The following is a 21577-nucleotide window of genomic DNA, read 5'->3' on the forward strand; positions in this document are numbered from 1 at the left end:
ACTGCACTATAGCCGTTTGTGAAAATGTACTCAAACGAATAAGCAATGAGTTTTTATACACATAAGCGCATCTGGAAACTTTTTTTACTCATTGGAGCTGTTACAATCGGCTTCTTTACACTGGTTTATACAGATAACCTGACCAAGGAGCTGAAAGAAGAAGAACGAAAAAGTGTTGAGATCTGGATAAGAGCCATTAAGCAGATTACCCAAAGCGGAGCAGGAGAAGATGAGCTGGGGCTGACACTGGAAGTAATCAGCCAAAACACGACCATACCGATTATTATTGTGGAAGCAGATTCCACCATTAACTCACACCGTAATATCAAATTACCAAAGGATAATCCTGAGGAAGCACTTCAAAAAGAGCTGGAGACACTTATGAAAGGTGAACCACTGATCATTGACCTGGGCAGTGATGAGCTTCAGTATTTATACTATGATGATTCAGTACTGATTAAAAAGCTCGAATGGTTTCCCATCATACAGTTATCTGTTGTAGCACTGTTTATATTTATAGCTTACATAGCCTTTAATGGTGCACGTAAAGCCGAACAGGACCAGGTATGGGTTGGCATGTCAAAGGAAACGGCACATCAGTTGGGAACACCCACCTCATCATTGCTGGGTTGGGTCGATTTACTAAAGCTGAAAGAAGGCAATGATGACATAGCCGGCGAACTGGAAAAAGATGTTCAACGTCTGCAAGTGATCACCGACCGCTTCTCCAAAATAGGTTCAAAGCCCGAGCTAAGCGAACAACCACTTATCCTGGCAATTGAAGAAATCATTGATTATCTGAAGCGACGCACAGCAGCCAACATACAGTTTAAAATCAGCATGGGCGATATTCCCTACCTAATGGTCAATATCAATAAAGTACTGTTTCAGTGGGTGGTTGAAAACATTTGCAAAAATGCTGTTGATGCCATGAAAGGTTCCGGTATCATTGAAATTAGTATCGGTAATAATAACGGCCATGTTAACATCGATATAAGTGACACAGGGAAAGGCCTGCACCGCAACCAGTTTAAAACCATCTTTAAACCAGGCTATACCACCAAATTAAGAGGCTGGGGCCTGGGACTTTCATTGGCTAAACGCATTATTGAAGGTTATCATGGCGGTAAGCTCTTCGTGAAAGAATCTGAGCTTGGTAAAGGAACAACCTTCAGATTAACCCTACCAAAAGCCTGAGAATTTATTACTTATTGAAAATAGAAAAGTAAAAAAAAGTACTTTTCTTTTCTTACGTTGGTTTATTTTATACTTTTGCACAGTTTTTAGAAAGGGAAAAGTGGACAGATTGAAAAACTACGGTATCCCGTTCAAGGGATTAAAAGAAGGTAAGCACCTGTTTAACTATGAAATAGGAGCCGAGTTCTTTGAATTATTTGAACAGCCTTTAATTGAAAAGGGTGAGTTAAAAGCAATCGTTGAGCTAAATAAAAGCTCAGCACTTTTAACACTAAGCTTTAAAATTGAAGGAGAAGTTGAAACCGTTTGTGACAATTGTCTGGAAGCATTAACTCTTCCGGTTGAAAACGAATCGCTGATGTATATTAAGTTTGGCGAGGAATATGACGAACCAACGGAAGAAATTATTGTTTTACCTCACGAAGAACACGAGATCAACGTAGCACAGTTGATCTATGAGTTTATTTGTGTGGCGCTTCCAATAAGGCACGTTCACCCTGAAGATGAAAATGGCAGCGTTACCTGCGACTCTGAAATGCTGAATCAATTAGATAACTATTTGGTTGAGGAAGGTACGGATGAGAAGGAGGACGATGATATGGATCCGCGTTGGGCGGCTCTGAAAAATTTAATGGATAAATCAAGTAAATAGGTTGAAAAATGGCACATCCTAAGCGAAAGATCTCGAAAACGAGAAGAGACAAGAGAAGAACACACTACAAAGCGGTTGCACCTGCATTGGGAGTATGTTCAAACTGTGGTGCTACTGTAAAGTTACACACAGTGTGTGGTGAGTGCGGTTATTACCGTGGAAAATTAGCTGTGGAAAAAGAAGTAACAGCATAGTTTATTGAATCCGCATTCAATAAAATTTGCCTTCAAAGAAATTTGAAGGCAAATTTTGTTTTAGGGCATTAATCCGACTATACTCTGCGTTGCACTTGAAACTCAGCTCTAAATAAGACCGGTATTGATTAAAACGTTTGCATACTATAAGCGTTTTCTTACTTTTGTATTCGCCCTAAATGAGTGCTAATTAACTATCTTATCAAACATATCTGAAAATTTATCGTTGGTAAGTTGAAGATAAAATGGCATGTGTGGCGCCATTTTAAGTGTTATTGAAAATACAGGAAGCTGAAAAATAATTCAATGAGTGGAGTTTGAGAATTAATTTTTTGAATGTTTCCAATGCTCATGCAACCGTGCATAAGCAAAAAAAGAAAGTCAAATGAAGAAAACCAGTGCAGTAATTACAGCCGTTGGAGGATATGCTCCTGATTATATCCTTGATAATCACGAGTTGAGTACAATGGTAGATACCACCGACGAGTGGATCATGACCCGCGTGGGAATTAAAGAACGTCATATCCAGAAAGGTGAAGGCCTGGGTGCTTCGGATATGGGTGTTGAAGCAGTTAAAGATATTTTCCAGAAAACTGGTGTTAAGCCAGAAGAAATTGATCTGGTTATTTGTACAACAGTTACTCCTGACCATCCGTTCCCGGCAACTGCTAACATTATTGCTGATAAATGTGGTATCAAAAACGGACATGGTTTTGACCTTAATGGTGCATGTTCGGGCTTTTTATATGGTTTAGATACAGCATCTCAGTTTATTGTTTCAGGCTCAAAGAAAAAAGTGCTTTTGGTATGTGCTGAAAAGATGTCTTCGATTGTCGATTATACCGATCGAACAACCTGTGTTTTATTCGGTGATGCTGCTGCTGCCGTATTGCTTGAACCAACCGAAGAAGAAATCGGTATACGTGATAGCATCCTGCATAGTGATGGATTTGGACGTCACCACCTGCATATGAAAGCCGGAGGTTCGGTTATGCCTGCATCTCACGAAACAGTTGATAAGAAACTACACTCCGTATACCAGGAAGGACAACCTGTGTTTAAAAATGCTGTATCGAAAATGGCAGATGTTTCAGTTGAAATAATGGAACGTAACAACTTAACTGCTGACGATGTATCATGGTTGATTCCTCACCAGGCAAACCTTAGAATTATCGGAGCTACCGGTGACAGAATGAATTTGCCGAAAGAGAAGGTAATGATTAACATCGAGCGCTATGGAAATACAACATCAGCCACTATCCCATTGTGTTTGTGGGAATGGGAAAAGCAACTGAAGAAAGGTGATAACCTCATTCTTGCTGCGTTTGGTGCCGGCTTTACATGGGGCTCTATTTACCTTAAATGGGGTTACGACGGTGATAAATACGCTAAAAAATAAAACTGTTGGTTATAACTGACAGCAAAAGCGGAGTATCTTTTATGATACTCCGCTTTTTTGTTTCTGTCTTAGTCGATTCCTACTCAGTTATAATTTGTCATTCCTTGTAAATTTCATCAAAGTTTATTCAATCATCATTGAACGAACATTGAACGAACATTGAACGAACATCGAACGAACATTGAACGAACATCGAACGAACTCTGTCAAAGTATAAATTGATCACCTGAATAGATAAACTCCTCAACTCTTAAACCAATAAACGCTTTCAACAATTAATCGAATGTACGATGTTGGATGCTCAATTCGACAGTTTGACAATTCAACAATTGATCACCTGAATAGATAAACTCCTCAACTTTTAAACTAATAAACGCTTTCAACAATTAATCGGATGTACGATGTTGGTAGCTCAATTCGACAGTTTGACAATTCAACAATTTATCAGTTCAAAACCGATGTGTCTGTGCGATGATATCACTAATTAAAACACAAAAAAACGGAGCACCCTATAAGCACCCCGTTTTTCTTGATTAACCAACTATGACACTACTTGTAGCTATCCATCTTCTCGGCTAATTCATCAACATCATCAATCTTAAAGTTACCAAAGAAAGAAAGCAGAACACCATTGGTTTCACCTTGAAACAGAATATGACATTCTGATACTTTCTTTCCTTTTCGTAATATGCGAATATCCACATCTTCATCCGGATCGTCATCTTCCACCTTGTCATAGCGGCTTAATGGAAGATAATTCAAAGTTACCTCTCTGAAATCAATCGTCTCCTGGTCTTCAGGTGCTTTATAAATCATCAGCTTAACCTCTGTTAAATCACCCGTTACATTATCCTCTCCTCCTTCTTCGTTATCAAAATTCAGGTTAACGGCATCAAGCATAGATTTGGAGAAAGACATCATGGTAATACCGGGCTTAAGTGCCATCTTCTCAAATAGTTTATCTGATGGACGACTTTGCGCATAAATACCTAATGAAAACACAGTTAGTGCTACTATTGCTAATACTTGTTTCATAATCTTCTTTTTGGGGTTTGTTTAATTAGAACTGAAAATTACTCTCTCTGTTTAATACTCGTCAATAAACCTGTCTAAATACGGGCTTACTTCCAGCTTTTTATCGTAAGGAATCTGAATATTAATCACCACTTTCTGGTGACGTACCAACGCTTCCTCAGCAATGACAAATTTCTTATCAAGATAGATGATCGAGTCGTTTTGTGACCAGTTATAAATGGTTGTTGATGCATTAAATTCGGCATCATCGTCATTCAGTCCTCTTGCTTTTTTATCGATCACCATTTGAAATTTATCACCACGGCTAATGTTTACAACAGGAGCTCCTTCAATCATCAATTCACCATCTTCGGTAAACATTTCAAGATGATCAATATCCATCAGGTAATCCCGGTCAACGGCACCCGACTCAATCTCTGAAGCACGCAAATAAATGGTTTCTGAACTTGTTGGTTTCAGCATGTGTTGTTCCGAAACGGTTCCTGTTTCTTCAAAGCTTTTAGCGATCCGTATGCCGGTAAAGAACACAAGCACAATACCTGCCAGCCAAAGTATCAGTGCTGTCATACCAACAAACTTACCATGACTTTTAAAACGGAATATCAATTTTAATCCAAGATACAGAATAACAATGAATGGTATACCAATAACCAGGAGAGTTGCTGCCATTAAAAGGGTTTGATCCATATACGACAGAAAACGATCAGGCACAGATGCAATAAAGTGATTACCGTCAGTTACAGCCAGGCCAAAGATGGTATCTTTAAACGCGAAGAAACCAACCAATCCCATTATTGAAAGTACACTCCAGATAACGATGCCCACTCCCAAAATGATTCCAAAGATATTTAAGAGCTGATACAGACCATTGGCCATGGCATCCCCTGTTTTACTTGCTCGATTTTGCATACGTTTATAATTTGGTTTGTTTTTATATTCTTTAAACTTGGAAGATACCGCCTGGTACTCTTCCTTAATGTTATCACCCATTTTTTTAAAAGTGATTCCACCACGCATCTCAATTCGCTGCCCCAGTGTTGAAGCCTTTGGCATTGCCACCCAAAGTATGATGTACACCACTACAGTAATACCCACGGAAGCAAAAGCAGAAACGGCTGCAATGATCCTGAACACCAGAGGATCTACATCGAAATAAGCTGCCAGACCGGCACAAACACCACCCAGGAAACGGTCGTCGGGATCGCGGTATAAGGAACGCTTACCAACATAGGTTGTTGATGAGGCTGAGCCCGCACTGCTTTGCTGAGAACTATTTTCATCGGCATCTTCTTCATCTACAATCTCGGCCGGCTCACCAATGGTATGGATAATCTCTTCCACATCAGCCAGCTTAATAGTACAGCCCTGGCATTTGAATTGAAACAGTTCGGCTATGCGCGCTTCAATATCTGCGATAACCTCTTGTGCTTCCCCATTATTACCCAGTCGCTTTTTGATGGTATCCAGATAAGTATTTAAACGGTCGTATGCCTCCTCTTCAATCTTGAAGGCCAATCCATCCAGATTTATATTTATCGTTTTATTCATTTCTTCGTCAATGAGATATTAATAATGAATTTGTTGGTTAACACATCAGCATAAACCCACCAAACATCCAGAATAACACCTTAAGTGCCAGGGACCCCAGCAATACAAAGGCTATCAGGTACAAAATGATTTTTAATACTGTCTTAAAGATTAAACCAATAACCAATAGTACCAACACCACTGTTAAAGCGCCGGGAAAGAAAATATGGTTAAAGGTTGGAACCAAGTGGCCACTTATCCCGGTGAATGCAGCCGTTACACCATGAAAACCATGGAAATGAGGCATATTAAACAACATGGTAGCTCCAACTACTGCCAAAATGATCAGCACTGTTGTTTTCTCTTGTTTTGAGAAACGACTAAAGAAGCTCTCTCCCTTTTTATAGGTTTTTGACTGCTTGAAATTGCCAAACTTCTTTCTCACCTCATCATACTCATCGCGGATGCTACGCTCTATATTCTCGATGGTAATACGTTCACCCCGCATCTGCAGTTTTTGAGCCGTTGTTCTGGCCGGCGGTAAGGCAATCCACAAAATCAGGTAAATGAGAGGTAAACCACCCCATGTTAATAAGGTAAGTACAACAAACAGAACCCTGATGATCACCACATCAATATCAAAATATGCGGCAATACCGGCACAAACACCACCCAAGACACGATTATCTATATCGCGATAAAAGCGGCGGTTCGCTTTACGAAAAACCATTGTTGTCGGGGGCGTATAGCTTTTCTTTTCTTCTGAATCGCCTTCAAACTGTTCCGGTTCACCCATGGTGGAAATCACTTCTTCAACCATTTCAAGGGTTACCACGCCAGTTTCCTTATTAATGCGTTCATTGAATATTTCAGCCACACGACTTTCAATATCCGATATAATCTCCTCTCCGCTTTCCTGCTTACGGAAAGTGGCGTCGATTTTATCGAGATAAGCTTGCAGGCGTGAATAAGCATCATCATCGATGTAAAACATGTGCCCGCTTATATTGATCGTTACTGTCTTCTTCATTGCTCTGTTACGTTTTTGGTTTGGTGTATTAAATCAACAGCATTTACTAATGCATTCCATGAGGCATCCATTTCCCCTAAAAAAGTGCGGCCTTCATCGGTTAAAGCATAATACTTACGCGGCGGCCCTTGAGTCGACTCTTCCCAGCGATAGCTAAGAAGTTTAGCGTTCTTTAATCGCGTCAACAGCGGATATAATGTTCCTTCAACAACGATCATTTTAGCTTCTTTCAATTGGTTAATTATATCAGAGGCATACGCATCGTTGTTTGACAGGATGAGTAAGATACAATACTCTAAAACTCCCTTCCGCATTTGCGCTTTTGCATTTTCTACATTCATTCTCCCGGTTTTATAGAGTTATTATTATAATTGAATCGACTGACGCTTAAATATGAAGCCCTCTTCAATGCTTTTGGCGCCATTCTCTTTCTTTTTGTCTTCTTTAGAATTTTGTTTGGTTGCTACCATTACCACTTCTTTTTCCTCCTTCACTTTCGTGCATTGCTCCTTTCGTTCAGCTTTACAACTGTCGGCTTTGGCTGTTTGAGCTCCCAGACTTGTTGCAGCGAATAAAAACAAAATCATACAAGTTGTTTTTAAAGTTCGAATTAGTATTGACTGTGATGACAACATGATAAAATACTATTTAAAACAATGAATTATGCATTACAAATATACGGTCATAAGATGGTACTTTGCAATACATAGTACCATATTTTTTCAAATTATTTTTAGTAAATCTTCTGTAAGCGTTATAAAATAAGGCCTTCAGAGCACAAAAAAATTCCTGTACAAATGGCTTATTTTCTTACATTTGTGCCCTAAAGGATGAAAAATGCTATTTGACTCGGGATATTTTGCATTGTTTTTAGCGTCATTTTTAGCTGCCACCGTTGTACCATTCAGCTCCGAAGCGTTGCTTTCGGGTATGCTGGCTTCTAATTACAATTTATATTGGTGCCTTGGCCTGGCCACGCTTGGTAACTGGCTGGGCGGAATGACTTCTTATGGATTAGGCTGGCTGGGAAAAACGCAATGGATTGAAAAATACCTTCGAATCAAGCATTCCCAAATAGAAAAGACCCAAAAAAAGGTCGCAGGGAAAGAACTATGGATAGCTCTTTTTTGCTGGCTTCCTGGCATTGGTGATGTGATTGCGGTATTACTTGGTTTATTAAAAGTTAATGTGTGGCTGGCAGCCATTGGCATGTTGATCGGCAAACTTGTCCGTTACATTGTATGGGCCTTGCTCACCCTGGAGGTCATTAACTGGTTTCAGTAACAAGATCCTTTCACTTATAGCATGAATCCATAATTCTTCTTTCTATTTACGATTGAGAGCATAGCAATTCGCAGTATTTTTCACTCAAATCGGTGAACGTTTATCTGCGTATACTCTCATAAAATGGGGGCTATTGAATTCTCCTTTGTGGAAATAAGGAACTCACATTTTCAAATCATCACAATTTTCCCCATTTTTGCACCTCTTTATTAAGATTTTAGACTGTTAGATGATAGACCTGAGTATAGAAACGGAATGGCAAGAGTCAAAATCGGTTCACTTCAATTCTATCTTCTACCCTTTTTAGATAATAAAACATTGATTAAATAAATTCCAGATGGCAGAAGAAAATATTGTTGAATCAATCAACGCGTCATTCGAAAGAGCTGTTCAGAAAAGCAATGCATTAGAAGCTGATTTACAGTTAAACCCTGAAAAGCACCGTGTATTAACCGGTGACAGACCAACAGGTAACCTGCATATCGGGCACTACTTTGGTTCCTTACAAAACCGTGTACGTCTTCAGAACATGGGCGTTGAAACCTTTATAGTTATTGCCGATTACCAGGTATTGACCGACCGTGATGTATTTAAGGATATCTCAAAGTATGTTCTGGAATTAACCATTGACTACCTGGCTTGCGGATTAGATCCTCATAAATTTAAAACACACATTTTCCCACACAGTCATATACCTGAATTAAACCAGCTCTTAGTACCTTTCTTATCATTGGTTTCCAACTCTGAACTGAGCAAGAACCCAACCATCAAAGAAGAAATACAGGCTTCAGGGCAAAACGTGATCAACGCCGGTATGTATACCTACCCTGTTCACCAGGCTGCTGATATTTTATTTTGTAAGGCCGATGTAGTTCCCGTTGGTAAAGATCAGTTACCTCACATTGAATTAACGCGTAATATCGCCAAGCGTTTTAATAAGAAATTTAAAGCTCGTGTTTTCCGTGAACCAACAGGTTTATTGAGCGAAACTCCAATGATCCTTGGTTTGGATGGTGGTCAGAAAATGAGTAAGAGCCGCAATAACACCATCATGATTAAAGCAACAGCTGATGAAACAATGAAAGCTGTTAAGTCGGCTAAAACAGATTCGGAACGACTGATCACTTATGATCCTGCCAACAGACCTGAAGTAGCTAACTTATTAAGGTTAGCAGCTTTATCATCTGGCGGAACTCCTGAAAAAATTGCTGAAGAAATTGGTGAACAAGGAGCCGGTAAACTAAAGCAAGTTGTCACAGAATCGATCAATGAGCACTTTAAAGCCATCCGCGAACGTCGCAATCAATTAGAAAATGATCTGGATTTCGTGAAGAGCATCTTAAGGGAAGGCATTGCCGAATCGCGTAATGTAGCTCAAAAAACATTGGAAGAGGTTAGAGCAGCCATGAATATGGACATTTAATATAACTCTAAAGAAATAAGCAATATAAGGGAAGCAACAGCTTCCCTTTTTTTATTTCCGAATGTTAAAAAACCATTAAATAATCATATGTCGTATTTTTACGTCAATAATTGACGTATTTTTACGTCGAATTAAAAGCATGGTGTTATTTTCCATTCAACAATCATTAAATATCAATTAACCTTTAACATATGTCACAAGCTAAAACCGATTTATTTGATAGCGAACTACAGGAGTTAGCACAGCTATTTAAAGCCCTGGGGCATCCGGCACGTCTGCAAATACTTAAGTTCCTCGGATCACGTGACACATGCTTCTCGGGAGATATTACAGAAATTGTGCCCCTTGGGCGCACAACAGTCAATCAACACATTGCAGAGTTAAAAAAAGCCGGACTAATAAAAGGCTCTGTTCAGGGCTCAAAAACCAATTACTGCCTGAATCCGGATGGAATTGACAAACTCAACAAACTGGGTGTTGATTTCTGTTCAGGCTTTGAGTGTGCTAATAACTGCCAACCAAAAGAATGTTAATAATCTAAAATACAAGATAATGAGAGTTTTAATTTTATGCACAGGCAACAGTTGCCGCAGCCAGATGGCGCATGGCTTTTTACAGTCATTCGACAAAGACATTGAAGTATATTCAGCAGGAACTGAAGCTTCAGGTAAATTAAACGCTAAAGCCGTTCAGGTGATGAGTGAAATAGGTATCGACATTAGTGGCCATACTTCTGACTCGGTTGAAAAATACCTGGGTGAAAAGTGGGATTATGTGATCACCGTATGTGGTGGTGCCAACGAATCATGCCCGGCATTTATGGGTGATGTTAAACACCGCTTGCACATTGGCTTTGATGATCCGTCGCACGTTGAAGGAACTGAAGCGTATATTATGAGTGAATTCCACCGTGTACGTGATGAAATCAAAGATGGATTTTACAAGTTTTACACTGAAAACATCAAAGGATAACTAATTTTAAGCCGGCAATCTGAACACGCTTCCTCGCAAAAAAGCTTTTCAATTCAGATGAGTCGGCTTCATTCATATTAAACAATTAAACAGAGGGTGTCTAACATTTAAGTTTCACACAAAATTCGCTATGGATTGAGCAAAAGGCCGCAAATAGTATAGAGCTGCAATTCTAAACTTTGTGAGCTATGTGCACTTTCTCTTACGTGTTCTTTGCGAGAATTATTTTTCATTTCGGATATCCTCATCAGAATCTTATTATGAGTCAGGAGAAAAAACAAATTGGTTTTTTTGAGAAATACCTCACTTTATGGGTGGCGCTTTGTATTGGCGGAGGTATTTTAATTGGTCATTTTTTTGGTGATACAGTTAAGGTTTTAAGCGGACTGGAAGTTTCGGGTGTTAATATACTGGTAGCTGTCCTGGTTTGGTTAATGATCTATCCTATGATGCTCCAGGTTGATTTCACAAGCATTAAAAATGTAGGCAAACGCCCCAAAGGCCTACTATTAACCCTGGTTATCAACTGGTTGATCAAGCCTTTTACCATGGCCTTCTTCGCATGGATCTTCTTTACCAGGTTATACGGCGCTTTTATTGAACCGGAACTGGCTGGTGAATACATTGCCGGTGCTATCCTCTTAGGTGCAGCTCCATGCACGGCGATGGTGTTTGTCTGGTCCTATTTAACCGATGGTGACCCTAACTATACCCTGGTCCAGGTATCGGTTAATGACTTGATCATACTGGTTGCATTTGTGCCAATCGTAGGATTTCTATTGGGAGTTACCAATGTCACCATACCATACGATACATTAGTAACAAGTGTTGTGGTATTTGTTGTAGTTCCACTTCTGGCCGGCACACTCACCAACCGTTACCTGGTTAAGAAACATGGTGCAGAATGGTTTACCGGAATCTTTTTACCAAAATTTAAGCCGGTAAGTATCTTTGCTTTATTGGCAACACTTGTATTGCTTTTTGCTTTCCAGGGACATAACATCACTGAAAATCCGTTGATCATTGTACTGGTTGCTGTTCCTCTGATCATACAAACTTACCTGATCTTTTTCATTGCCTGGTTTGGAGGCCGCAAACTTAAGTTACCGCATGCCGTCTGTTCGCCTGCAGCAATGATTGGAGCCAGCAACTTCTTCGAACTGGCAGTTGCAGTTGCCATTGCCCTGTTTGGTTTACAATCACCTGCTGCTTTGGTAACCGTAGTAGGTGTTTTGGTTGAAGTACCTGTTATGCTTTCATTGGTAGCTTTAGCGAACAAGTGGAAGTATTAAGCGTTTATTGAGTGATCAGTGGTAAAGAATGTTAAACTGCTGACCACTCAATAATATCTTCTGACTAATTATTATTTTTGCAACATGAATTATTTACTGGCAGGTATAGTAGCAGCATTGATCGTGGCTTACTTTTTTTCACGTAAGTCAAGTGGAGAGGAAGAAGAGCAAACTGTTGTGGCCGATGATTGTTGTGGTGCTCATGAGGTTTGTGAAGCTGATAGCTTATTAAGCAGCAGTGATAAAGCTGAATACTTCGAAGACGAAGATCTTGATTCCTACAAAGGTCATTCAGCGTCAAGCTATACCGATGACCAGATAGAAGAATTCCGCGAAGTACTGTTCACTCTTAAGGAACGTGAGGTAGCAGGCTGGCTCAAGAGCCTTCAGATACGGCAGATAAACCCGCCGGAAATAATTCGCGAAGAAGCATTAATGATCGTTGCTGATAGACGCGGAGCTTAAGTCGATATAAGATTTATGGGCTTTTACTTATGATGCTTGCCAGTCAGGCCTGCTTTGTTTACCTGATTGTCTGATTAGTCCATCCCGATACCTATCCGGGAGTCGGATTGCTAAAACCCCTATTCGCATATCCAAACATCGTACATCCAACATCCAAACATCTTACATCCAAACATCCTCGCATCCAAATCGGAACTTTTCAACTTATCTTCTATCTTAGTGCTGTAAATTCATAAAAAAATGAACCCAGCATTAACAGCAGTAATCATCGCCGGATATTTTGGCGTATTAATACTCATATCTTTTTTAACCAGTAAAAAGGCTGATAACAATACCTTCTTTCGCGGCAATAAGCAATCTCCATGGTATATTGTGTCCATTGGAATGATTGGTGCCTCTTTGTCCGGAGTTACATTTATTTCTGTTCCCGGCTGGGTTGGGTCCACCCACTTAACCTATATGCAAATGGTAATGGGTTATTTCCTGGGCTACCTGGTTATTGCCCACATTTTATTGCCATTGTACTACCGCCTAAACCTCACATCCATATACACCTACCTGGATGAACGCTTTGGGTTCTGGTCCTATAAATCGGGAGCTATCCTTTTCTTATTGTCCAGAACCATAGGTGCTTCAGCCCGCCTTTACCTGATGGCCAATGTATTGCAGATCGCAGTATTCAATGCTTTTAACATCCCGTTTGAAGTCACTGTATTGGTGACTATCCTGTTAATTTGGCTCTATACCTTCCGCGGTGGTATTAAAACGATCATATGGACAGACACATTGCAAACACTGTTTATGCTATTGAGTGTCGGCATTACTGTAGTTGTCATTACCAGGACAATGAATTTATCTTTTACAGGTATGGTTAATACCATTGCCGACAGTGACTTATCAAGGATGTTTGAATTTAATGACTGGTCATCAAAACAACATTTTATCAGGCAATTTTTCTCTGGTGCTTTTATCACTATTGTAATGACCGGACTTGATCAGGATATGATGCAAAAGAACCTGACCTGCAAAAACTTAAAGGACGCACAGAAAAACATGTACTGGTATGGCTTTTCATTTATGCCGGTTAACCTCTTGTTTTTATGCTTAGGGGTTTTATTGTTTTTATTCGCCGCCAACCAGGGCATTGCCATACCCGAGCGTTCTGACGACCTGTTCCCCATCATTGCAACAGGAGGTTATCTGCCCAAAATAGTTGGCATCTTTTTTATGCTGGGCCTGGTGGCAGCAGCCTATTCAAGCGCCGATTCGGCTCTAACATCATTAACCACTTCTTTTTCTGTCGATATTCTTGGTGTTGAAAAAAAGGATGATGCGGCGGCAAAAAACACGCGTTTTAAAGTACATATTGGCTTTAGCATCCTGCTGGCCGTCGTCATCTTATTATTCCGTCTTTTTAATAACGATAGCGTGATCAGCACGGTGTTTAACCTGGCCGGTTATACCTATGGTCCATTGCTCGGTTTATATGCCTTTGGCTTGTTCACGAAACTGAAGGTTAAAGACAGATGGGTTCCCCTGATAGCCATCCTCTCACCTGTTATCATTGGCATAATGGATTACAATCTCACAATGGGCTATGAGAAATTAATCCTTAACGGTGCTATTACCTTTTTAGGTTTACTGATGATAACAAAATGGAGTAGTCGCTAAAGCCTACTCCTTCCCTTTTCGCCAGCTTTCCTTATCGATCAAATCGCCTGACTTGGTATAGTATTTCCATTTACCATGGCGGAGTCCATCCCTGTACTTCCCTTCAATTTTTAATTGTCCGTTACGGTAATAAAACAGCGCATCGCCATCCAACAGTCCATCATCAAGCGATAAAATGGCTTTTTTGCGTCCATTGCTGTAAAACTCTTTATAATCACCATCCAACACATCGTCATTGAAATCCACCTCCGCTTTTACAGTGTGTTGGGCATCGTCAAAATAAAAGACGGCTGTTCCATCAACCTCGCCATCATCATAGGGTATGGCCGACATAATGTTGCTGCTGAAATAATAATTCCGCCATAAATCCTGTGGTAAACTGTCGCGCATCTCACCTTCGTGTATCATGACACTGTCCTGCACCTGATCGGGATGACTCACATAGTACTGCACTGCTCCTTCGTTCCAGGGAAAACTATCATCGAGGCGCATTTTAAAGGATAACTCCCTGTACTCATCAATATACAGGTCCTCAGCTGAGTTCTGCATTTTTTCAAGTTCTTCGTATAGCATGGCATTTTCATCATGCTTGGCCAGTAGTACTGTCTCAAAGGTCTTCCCGGTCGCTTTTAACTGCCAGCCTATATTGGCAAAATTGATGATCAGGTTCTTATTCTGACGTAAACTCTTTTTTGCTTCACTATCGCTGTAATAATACAGATGCTGATAAACTTTTGGCATCTGCACAAACAGTGAGAAATTACTTTCATTATCAAACTCTTCCAGAAAGGATTTGAATGATGGTGTTCGTGCGATAGTATTACCCACCAGGTAATCATCAATCATGCCCATTAGCGAATTAACCGAATTTGAGAAGACCACATAATCGTCAATGTATGTGAAATAGGGCTGCTCCATTCCCTGGATCAATCCACCGAAGAACAATTTGAAAAAACCTTTCATCTTCAGCAGGTGAATCTGGTGATTCCGGTAATCGATCTGATCAAATCGTACCGGGGTTCTCTTTTTAATATGTTTCAGCAAGAGCTGCATTTTTTCCTTTGCCAGGTCAATATCATTGGCCTTAATTGCCATCAGGGCATCAAACTCCCGGGCATTGGTTTGCGGATTAAGCTTAGCCAGGGCAAATTCCCCTTTAACCCATGAGAACAGAACATCCTCAAACTCCAGGCCCAACCATTTCTCAGCCATATTCAGGCCATTTATATACTCCTGGTATACCTCTGGAGACGACTGGCTGTACTGATCCAGCATCTGCCCATAGAAATCATGGAAATTATCGGCATTGACCGACATAAATAGAGCCGTTTGTGATGGTAGAATATTATGAGCCTCCATTTTACCGGCTTCAGCCTTTGCAAGGGCATCGGCCAGTGAAGGAATGGAATCGAAATAGTTAGTATGACCCGCCAGGCGAATGTTCTTATCTTCAAGGTCGGCCACCAGGCACGAAAAGCCCATGATATTGCTCACATCAGACAGGGAGTTTTTTAATTCTGGCGCCAGGCTTCCCGCAAAGTTATCCAACTGCTCATAGTTGAAATAAAAGTTAAGCAAGCCGCCGGCCGTTTCATTTTGCACCTCAATAAATTTCTCGCTGTTAAACCACCTGTCGTTTTTAATGGCTTTAATTGAACGATTCATCAATTTGCCTGAAAGGGAACCAATCAGCAGGTTTTCATGAATACACAGGTGAATTACATCATTGGGTTTATCGTACTGAAGACTGTATACCGACAAACTATCAACCTTGCGCTCTTTGAGTTCCAGATCTAATAAACCTGCCAGTTGCGGTAATACAGACAGCTTTCCATACTTACCGATATCAACAGCGAAAACAGTTTCAAAATTGGCATCATCGAGCATCTGAACAGACAAGGCCAGTGGTCTCCCTTTAAAGATATTTCTCACCAGTGCATTACCCACCATCAGAGAGTCAAAAGTCATCATATTGGCTTCGTACTCTTCAAAATAATCACCTTCAATAATACTGGCCCATAAAGCACTCTCTTTAATCTCACGCCAGGCAGTTGTCAGGTTCTCCGTTTCAATGATAATAACAGAATCGGAATGCATAGACTGAAGCGGCTGAAGTTTATCAACCTTTACAAATTGAAGATACACAAAAAAGCCAATGATACTTATAACTATCACTGCCAAGATGATAAGGAATACCTTTAAAATTTTCATAGATGTACGAGGTCAGAATTCGAATCCCTAAATAAGCTATTTTTTTCAAGAAATCATGAAACTTTTACAAGCTTCTGTATCATCTGTGAGTCGATAAACCGAATACCTAAAGTTTCTCCGGCACTTTAACAACAGTTCTTGACAGTTTTAAGCCCCTGGACTGAATTGTATTTTCGTACGGCATGTAAAAATCACCATCATCATCAATAATCAATCGATGATTGAGTTCGGGAAAATCTATCCTGGTCAGATCGCGCATTTTATATACAACCGCATTTCCATGGTCGCGCAGGGTACCTTTCCCTTTTACCTGGTAGAATGAGTGGATTTTTCCTCTTACAAACGAACCATCATCATTGGTCCAAACCTGCACAACAGGTGTTAAACCGTTGGCTCCCGTCAAATTAAAACGGCTGTAAGTGCAAAAGTTACCTAAGCTGTATGCGATAAAGCGATCTTTATAAATCTCTATTGAGCGTGGCACATGCGGACCGTGTCCGAATACTATATCGGCACCGGCATCAATCATGGCATGCGAAAATTTGTAGACATTGCCTCTGTTCTCACCATAGAAGATCTCCGTTTCACGTGTTACATGCATGTGCTTCTTTCCTTCTGCACCGCCATGAAAAGAAACGATCACATAATCACTATTTTCCGCAAGTGATTTAACTATTTTAACAGCACCCTCAATATCACCGATCTGAGCCGTTCCCGTATTGGGTGCAAAAGCGGCCATGCCAATCTTTTTACCACCTATTTCAGTAATCACCGATGGCTTAGTGATCAGCCCCGCATAAGCAATATCAAGACTATCCAGTAAACGACGGGTTGTTTTTAATCCCTCAGGCCCAAAATCACGAATATGATTATTGGCTATGCTCAACAAATGAAAGCTTGCCTGTTTTAATACCGGAGCATATCGCGTAGGTGTTTTAAAAGCATAGCATTTACTGAGATCTTTACACCGTTTATATACTTCCCCTTCATCAAGGAACGCACCTTCAAGGTTACCAAATACCACATCTGCATCAGCAAAAACCGGAGCTACCTCTTTTAAAAGCGGCCATGGATCATCATCGGGTGGCAAATAATCTGCCGATGGAAAATGCGTTCCCAGCATCATATCGCCTACTCCAACAAAAGATAAGCCTGTATTACTTTGAGAATTGACCTTAATAGTTAAAGTCAGTAGTATGATTGTGATAATTGATAATCTGAACATGCTTGTCGTATTTTGATGATAAAGATACAATTTTGCCCCTATGACCCTTTAGCTGCATTTGGCTTTTCGCCAAAATACCTTTAATATTGTGTTACATCAAGCATTAACTGCACCAATAAAAATCTAAGTCATGCCATACAAAGAGCAAAAAATTGAAAAATTGTTCTATCCCATAGGAGAAGTTGCTGAAATGTTTAATGTTAACACCTCCTTGATTCGTTTTTGGGAAAAAGAGTTTGATATTATTAAGCCACACAAAAACAAAAAGGGTAACCGCATGTTTACCCCTAAGGATGTGGAAAATTTCCACCTTATTTTTCACCTGGTGAAAGAGAAAGGCATGACTTTAAAAGGTGCGCAAAAAAAGTTAAAAGAAAATCATGATGATACAGTTAATAACTTTGAAGTGGTGTCGAAATTAAAAGACATACGTGAGTTATTGGTTGAAATTCGTGATAACATAGATTAAGAAAGAACCGTGCAGATTCAGGAAATAATTAATGAGCTGGAGCAATTCGCTCCATCAGCCCTCAAAGAAGATTTTGATAACGTAGGATTATTGGTTGGTGAAGCCAGTACGGAAGCTAAAGGTGTATTGATTACACTGGATATTACGGAGGAAGTAATAGACGAAGCCATTGAACGTGAATGTAACCTGGTTGTTTCGCATCACCCCATTATGTTGTCGGGTCTGAAAAAGATCAATGGCCATAACGCCACCGAACGAATTGTTATTAAAGCCATTCAGAATAATATTGCCATTTATGCCTCACACACCAATGCCGATTCGGTGATAAATGGTGTAAGTGGTAAAATGTGTGAAAAATTGGGCCTTGAAAACTGTAAAATACTGGCTCCTAAAAAAGAAAGCCTGTTAAAACTGGTGACCTTTGTACCTAATGAACATGCCGATTCGGTGCGTGAAGCGCTATTCAAAGCAGGTGCAGGGCAAATTGGCAATTACGATGCCTGCAGTTATAACCTAAACGGTGAAGGTACCTTCAGAGCCGGTGATAACACCAATCCTTTTGTCGGACAGAAAGGGGAAATACACCAGGAAGCGGAAGTGCGGATTGAAACGGTACTGCCTTCTTATTTGAAAGGTCGGGTTGTCGGCGCATTGTTAAATGCCCATCCATATGAAGAGGTGGCCTATGATCTGTATCCATTGGCTAACGAATGGACAACAACAGGTATTGGCATGGTTGGTGATCTGCCTCATGAATTAGATGAAGCAACTTTTCTTAACCGTCTTAAAAATACTTTTAATGCGGGCTGCGTTCGATACACCAGCTTACTTAACAAACCTGTTAAGCGTATAGCCCTTTGCGGGGGCTCCGGAAGCTTTCTACTCGGCAAGGCCATAGCCTCAAAAGCCGATGTATTTGTGACCGGTGATTTTAAATATCATCAGTTTGCAGATGCTGAAGACCGGATTTTAATTGCTGATATTGGACATTTTGAGAGTGAACAATACACTAAAGAAGTTTTTTTTGAGATACTTACAAAAAAATTCTCTAATTTTGCAATCCATTTATCAAACGTGAATACGAATCCCGTAAATTATTTATAACAGCATGGCAAAAGCAGATTCTAAAGCAAATGCAAAAGAAATGTCGGTGGAAGAGAGATTAAAAGCTCTTTACGACCTTCAAAGCGTAGAGTCATCAATTGACAAAATTCGCACCCTTCGTGGTGAGCTTCCTTTAGAGGTTCAGGATTTGGAGGATGAAGTTGAGGGGCTAGAAACTCGATTGGGCAACCTTGATGGGGAGGTAAAAAATTTAAATGACGCCATCCTGAGTAAAAAGAACGAGATTAAAGAAGCTGATCTATTAATTAAGAAATACGAAGCACAGCAAGGTAATGTGCGTAACAATCGTGAATTTGACTCTTTATCTAAGGAAATTGAGTTCCAAAAGCTGGAGATCGAATTATGCGAAAAGCGTATTAAAGAATTTACAGCTGAATTAAAGAATAAAAAAGAAATTGGCGAGTCATCAAAAACTCTGATCGAAGAGCGCAAAGCTGACCTGACTGCCAAGCAAAAAGAGCTGGAAGAAATTGTAGGCGAAACTCAGGTTGAAGAAGAAAGACTGATTGAAAAGTCTGACAAGATCATGAACATCATCCCTGAGCGTTTACAAACTGCCTTTAAGCGCATCCGTAAAAATGCACGCAACGGATTAGCAGTTGTAACTGTTGAACGTGATGCTTGTGGTGGTTGCTTTAACAAAATTCCACCTCAGCGTCAGATGGATATCGCTTCTCGCAAAAAAATTATTGTTTGTGAGTACTGTGGTCGTATCCTTGTTGACAACGCCATTGGTGGTGAAGACGAATAAACTGCACAGTTAAAAAAATATAACAGCCGGACTTGTTCCGGCTGTTTTTGTTTGTAGCTTTTATTACTTTTAAAAGCAAATACAAGCAATGAAGCAATACCTGACCATAGTGCTGTTAATGCTGGCCTCTTGCCACGCATTTGCACAGGATCATACCTTCCTCTCAGATCAAGGCCACGAGAGGCTGCTTCAGATATACCAGTCGCCAGAGGCTGATTTTATAGAACTGATCACCGGAAACAGCAAAGCCACAGCTGAGGAGGAATACCTGCGTCTCTACAACTTATTTATCGCTTTTCAGGTTAATGAGCGCACGCTTTATGCCAACAGTTTTCATAAAGGACTGAGCCATTTCGAAACAAGCTTTGAAACAAATGCACATGTCGGGTTGATGCATACCACTTTACTTATTCAACAAAGTCTCTTATTCTGGAACCAGGACAAAACAAGCGAAGGCGCACGCTCACTGTATAAAGCACACCGGCTGTTCAGAAAACTCAATAAAGACGACTATCCGTATGACTATTTAAAACTGCAGTCCGTCTTTAATATTTTCCTGAGCCAGATACCTGCACAGTTTCAGTTTCTGGCATCACTTTTCGGTTTGGAAGGTGATATGGAAGAAGGTTTTGATCAACTGAATACATATGTCATAAATACCAGTCAGCAATCGGCCATCAACTATGAAGCAATGGTACTGCATGCCTATTGCCTGTTAAAATTTGGCAGGCCTGACATCAAACGGGTACAGCTGTTAATGGAACAATCCCTTAATAGCCAGTCGCCGCTCCTGAATTTTATTGTTGCCTCTTTATCTGTTAAGAACAGAATGAGCGATGAAGGAATAAACTACATCAGTGAAATTGATAAAAAGACCATTACCAGTTTCCCCCTACTCTATTATATGAAAGGGCGTTTACTATTAAACCAACTCAAACCAGGTAGCATCACCATGCTTCAGCAATTTGATAGTATTTACCAGGGGCACTCCTTCCGAACTGATGCCTTAATGCGACAGGCCTGGTACTATCACCTGGAAGAGGAAGTGGAAATGCGCGACAGCTTAATGATCAGAGTAAATAAGCAATACAAATTACCCACATCCAACGATAAACAAGCCAAAAAAGAGATAGCATCACTGCCCAATACCCCTGCCTGCCTGCTAAAAGTCCGACTTCTTTTTGATGGAGGAAATTTCGACAAAGCATACCAGGTGCTTAGATCCGCACCACCCGAAAGCATGGCAAGCTACAATGTAGCCGAATACTATTATCGCCTGGGAAGAATCAATACAGAACTCGGCAGATATAACGAAGCGACAGCTTGTTTTGACAAAACAATAGAGTTAAGTCATGACAATACCCGTTATTTTGGCCCATATGCCGCCATTGAGGCCGCAAAGATTATGTTGATGCTGAAAGACACCATAGCTGCCAGGACATATCTTGAAAAGGCGCGCCATTTAAACAACGGTGAATACCAACAAGACATCTCCCGAAGCATATCGTCTTTACTTAACGAGTAAGTGCTAATGCCCGTAAAGTTAAATTAACACACATTTCCTCTCGTTCTCAGTTGCCATTCAATGCAATAAGTTTTTTTTCACAGCCGCTATCCCTTGCCACATCTAGCCACTAGACCTTCCAGTCTGTTTA

Annotated in this window: 22 protein-coding genes; 15 read left to right on the forward strand and 7 right to left on the reverse strand. The window is 40.3% G+C overall.

Annotated elements, in window-relative coordinates:
• The first annotated feature begins 45 nt into the window (after window positions 1-45).
• The 4 genes from ACRD69_RS05465 to ACRD69_RS05480 all read left to right on the forward strand — a co-directional run bounded on the left by ACRD69_RS05465 (window position 46) and on the right by ACRD69_RS05480 (window position 3442).
• Window positions 46-1197 carry a sensor histidine kinase gene (locus ACRD69_RS05465; protein ID WP_430814060.1) on the forward strand — a complete coding sequence of 384 codons (1152 nt, stop codon included), beginning with the start codon at window positions 46-48 and terminating at the stop codon, window positions 1195-1197.
• A gap of 100 nt (window positions 1198-1297) precedes the next feature.
• Window positions 1298-1849: a YceD family protein gene (locus tag ACRD69_RS05470; protein ID WP_430814061.1), complete on the forward strand. Its 552-nt coding sequence runs from the start codon at window positions 1298-1300 to the stop codon at window positions 1847-1849.
• An 8-nt stretch (window positions 1850-1857) separates the two neighbouring features.
• Complete coding sequence (rpmF, locus tag ACRD69_RS05475) at window positions 1858-2043, forward strand: 50S ribosomal protein L32 (protein ID WP_212188993.1); 186 nt, start codon at window positions 1858-1860, stop codon at window positions 2041-2043.
• Between the two features lie 385 nt (window positions 2044-2428).
• The gene (locus tag ACRD69_RS05480; RefSeq protein ID WP_430814062.1) at window positions 2429-3442 is read left to right on the forward strand and encodes a beta-ketoacyl-ACP synthase III; all 1014 of its coding nucleotides are present in this window, start codon (window positions 2429-2431) and stop codon (window positions 3440-3442) included.
• Window positions 3443-3991: 549 nt separating this feature from the next.
• Here ACRD69_RS05480 and ACRD69_RS05485 read toward each other — a convergent pair.
• Genes ACRD69_RS05485 through ACRD69_RS05505 form a run of 5 tightly spaced genes read right to left on the reverse strand, consistent with a single transcriptional unit; the run spans window position 3992 to window position 7621 of the window.
• On the reverse strand, window positions 3992-4477 hold the full coding sequence (locus ACRD69_RS05485; RefSeq protein ID WP_430814063.1) for a DUF4252 domain-containing protein: 486 nt from the start codon (window positions 4475-4477) through the stop codon (window positions 3992-3994).
• Between the two features lie 51 nt (window positions 4478-4528).
• The gene (locus ACRD69_RS05490; RefSeq protein ID WP_430814064.1) at window positions 4529-6025 is read right to left on the reverse strand and encodes a PspC domain-containing protein; all 1497 of its coding nucleotides are present in this window, start codon (window positions 6023-6025) and stop codon (window positions 4529-4531) included.
• Window positions 6026-6062: 37 nt separating this feature from the next.
• Window positions 6063-7034, reverse strand: coding sequence for a PspC domain-containing protein (locus ACRD69_RS05495; RefSeq protein ID WP_430814065.1), 972 nt, complete (start codon window positions 7032-7034; stop codon window positions 6063-6065).
• Entirely contained in the window at window positions 7031-7375 is a 345-nt protein-coding gene (locus ACRD69_RS05500; protein WP_262326143.1) for a PadR family transcriptional regulator, read from the reverse strand. Before ACRD69_RS05500 ends, ACRD69_RS05495 begins: the two co-directional genes overlap by 4 nt.
• Before the next feature lie 24 nt (window positions 7376-7399).
• Entirely contained in the window at window positions 7400-7621 is a 222-nt protein-coding gene (locus tag ACRD69_RS05505) for a hypothetical protein (protein WP_430814066.1), read from the reverse strand.
• 250 nt (window positions 7622-7871) lie between these two features.
• On the opposite strand from ACRD69_RS05505, the gene ACRD69_RS05510 reads away from it, so the two are divergent.
• The 7 genes from ACRD69_RS05510 (at window position 7872) to ACRD69_RS05540 (ending at window position 14141) form a co-directional block, all read left to right on the forward strand.
• On the forward strand, window positions 7872-8318 hold the full coding sequence (locus tag ACRD69_RS05510) for a YqaA family protein (RefSeq protein WP_430814067.1): 447 nt from the start codon (window positions 7872-7874) through the stop codon (window positions 8316-8318).
• A gap of 337 nt (window positions 8319-8655) precedes the next feature.
• Window positions 8656-9741 carry a tryptophan--tRNA ligase gene (gene trpS, locus ACRD69_RS05515; protein ID WP_430814068.1) on the forward strand — a complete coding sequence of 362 codons (1086 nt, stop codon included), beginning with the start codon at window positions 8656-8658 and terminating at the stop codon, window positions 9739-9741.
• A 191-nt stretch (window positions 9742-9932) separates the two neighbouring features.
• Window positions 9933-10274, forward strand: coding sequence for an ArsR/SmtB family transcription factor (locus tag ACRD69_RS05520; RefSeq protein ID WP_430814069.1), 342 nt, complete (start codon window positions 9933-9935; stop codon window positions 10272-10274).
• A 19-nt stretch (window positions 10275-10293) separates the two neighbouring features.
• Entirely contained in the window at window positions 10294-10713 is a 420-nt protein-coding gene (locus ACRD69_RS05525; protein WP_430814070.1) for an arsenate reductase ArsC, read from the forward strand.
• A gap of 260 nt (window positions 10714-10973) precedes the next feature.
• Window positions 10974-12005 carry an ACR3 family arsenite efflux transporter gene (gene arsB / locus ACRD69_RS05530; RefSeq protein WP_430814071.1) on the forward strand — a complete coding sequence of 344 codons (1032 nt, stop codon included), beginning with the start codon at window positions 10974-10976 and terminating at the stop codon, window positions 12003-12005.
• An 84-nt stretch (window positions 12006-12089) separates the two neighbouring features.
• A complete protein-coding gene (locus ACRD69_RS05535) occupies window positions 12090-12470 on the forward strand; it encodes a hypothetical protein (RefSeq protein ID WP_430814072.1) in 381 nt (126 codons plus the stop codon).
• A 240-nt stretch (window positions 12471-12710) separates the two neighbouring features.
• A complete protein-coding gene (locus tag ACRD69_RS05540; protein ID WP_430814073.1) occupies window positions 12711-14141 on the forward strand; it encodes a sodium:solute symporter in 1431 nt (476 codons plus the stop codon).
• A gap of 3 nt (window positions 14142-14144) precedes the next feature.
• On the opposite strand, the gene ACRD69_RS05545 is transcribed toward ACRD69_RS05540, so the two are convergent.
• Together ACRD69_RS05545 and ACRD69_RS05550 are read right to left on the reverse strand one after the other, a co-directional pair.
• The gene (locus tag ACRD69_RS05545) at window positions 14145-16352 is read right to left on the reverse strand and encodes a DUF3352 domain-containing protein (RefSeq protein WP_430814074.1); all 2208 of its coding nucleotides are present in this window, start codon (window positions 16350-16352) and stop codon (window positions 14145-14147) included.
• A 106-nt stretch (window positions 16353-16458) separates the two neighbouring features.
• Window positions 16459-17577, reverse strand: coding sequence for a CapA family protein (locus tag ACRD69_RS05550; protein WP_430814075.1), 1119 nt, complete (start codon window positions 17575-17577; stop codon window positions 16459-16461).
• 130 nt (window positions 17578-17707) lie between these two features.
• On the opposite strand from ACRD69_RS05550, the gene ACRD69_RS05555 reads away from it, so the two are divergent.
• The 4 genes from ACRD69_RS05555 (at window position 17708) to ACRD69_RS05570 (ending at window position 21447) form a co-directional block, all read left to right on the forward strand.
• Window positions 17708-18046: a MerR family transcriptional regulator gene (locus ACRD69_RS05555; protein ID WP_200463263.1), complete on the forward strand. Its 339-nt coding sequence runs from the start codon at window positions 17708-17710 to the stop codon at window positions 18044-18046.
• A 9-nt stretch (window positions 18047-18055) separates the two neighbouring features.
• On the forward strand, window positions 18056-19150 hold the full coding sequence (locus tag ACRD69_RS05560; RefSeq protein WP_430814076.1) for a Nif3-like dinuclear metal center hexameric protein: 1095 nt from the start codon (window positions 18056-18058) through the stop codon (window positions 19148-19150).
• 4 nt (window positions 19151-19154) lie between these two features.
• Complete coding sequence (locus ACRD69_RS05565; protein ID WP_430814078.1) at window positions 19155-19922, forward strand: zinc ribbon domain-containing protein; 768 nt, start codon at window positions 19155-19157, stop codon at window positions 19920-19922.
• An 88-nt stretch (window positions 19923-20010) separates the two neighbouring features.
• Entirely contained in the window at window positions 20011-21447 is a 1437-nt protein-coding gene (locus ACRD69_RS05570) for a tetratricopeptide repeat protein (RefSeq protein WP_430814079.1), read from the forward strand.
• Window positions 21448-21577 lie beyond the last annotated feature (130 nt).

It is taken from the genome of Carboxylicivirga agarovorans (assembly GCF_050589845.1).
Taxonomy (GTDB): Bacteria; Bacteroidota; Bacteroidia; order Bacteroidales; family Marinilabiliaceae; genus Carboxylicivirga; species Carboxylicivirga agarovorans.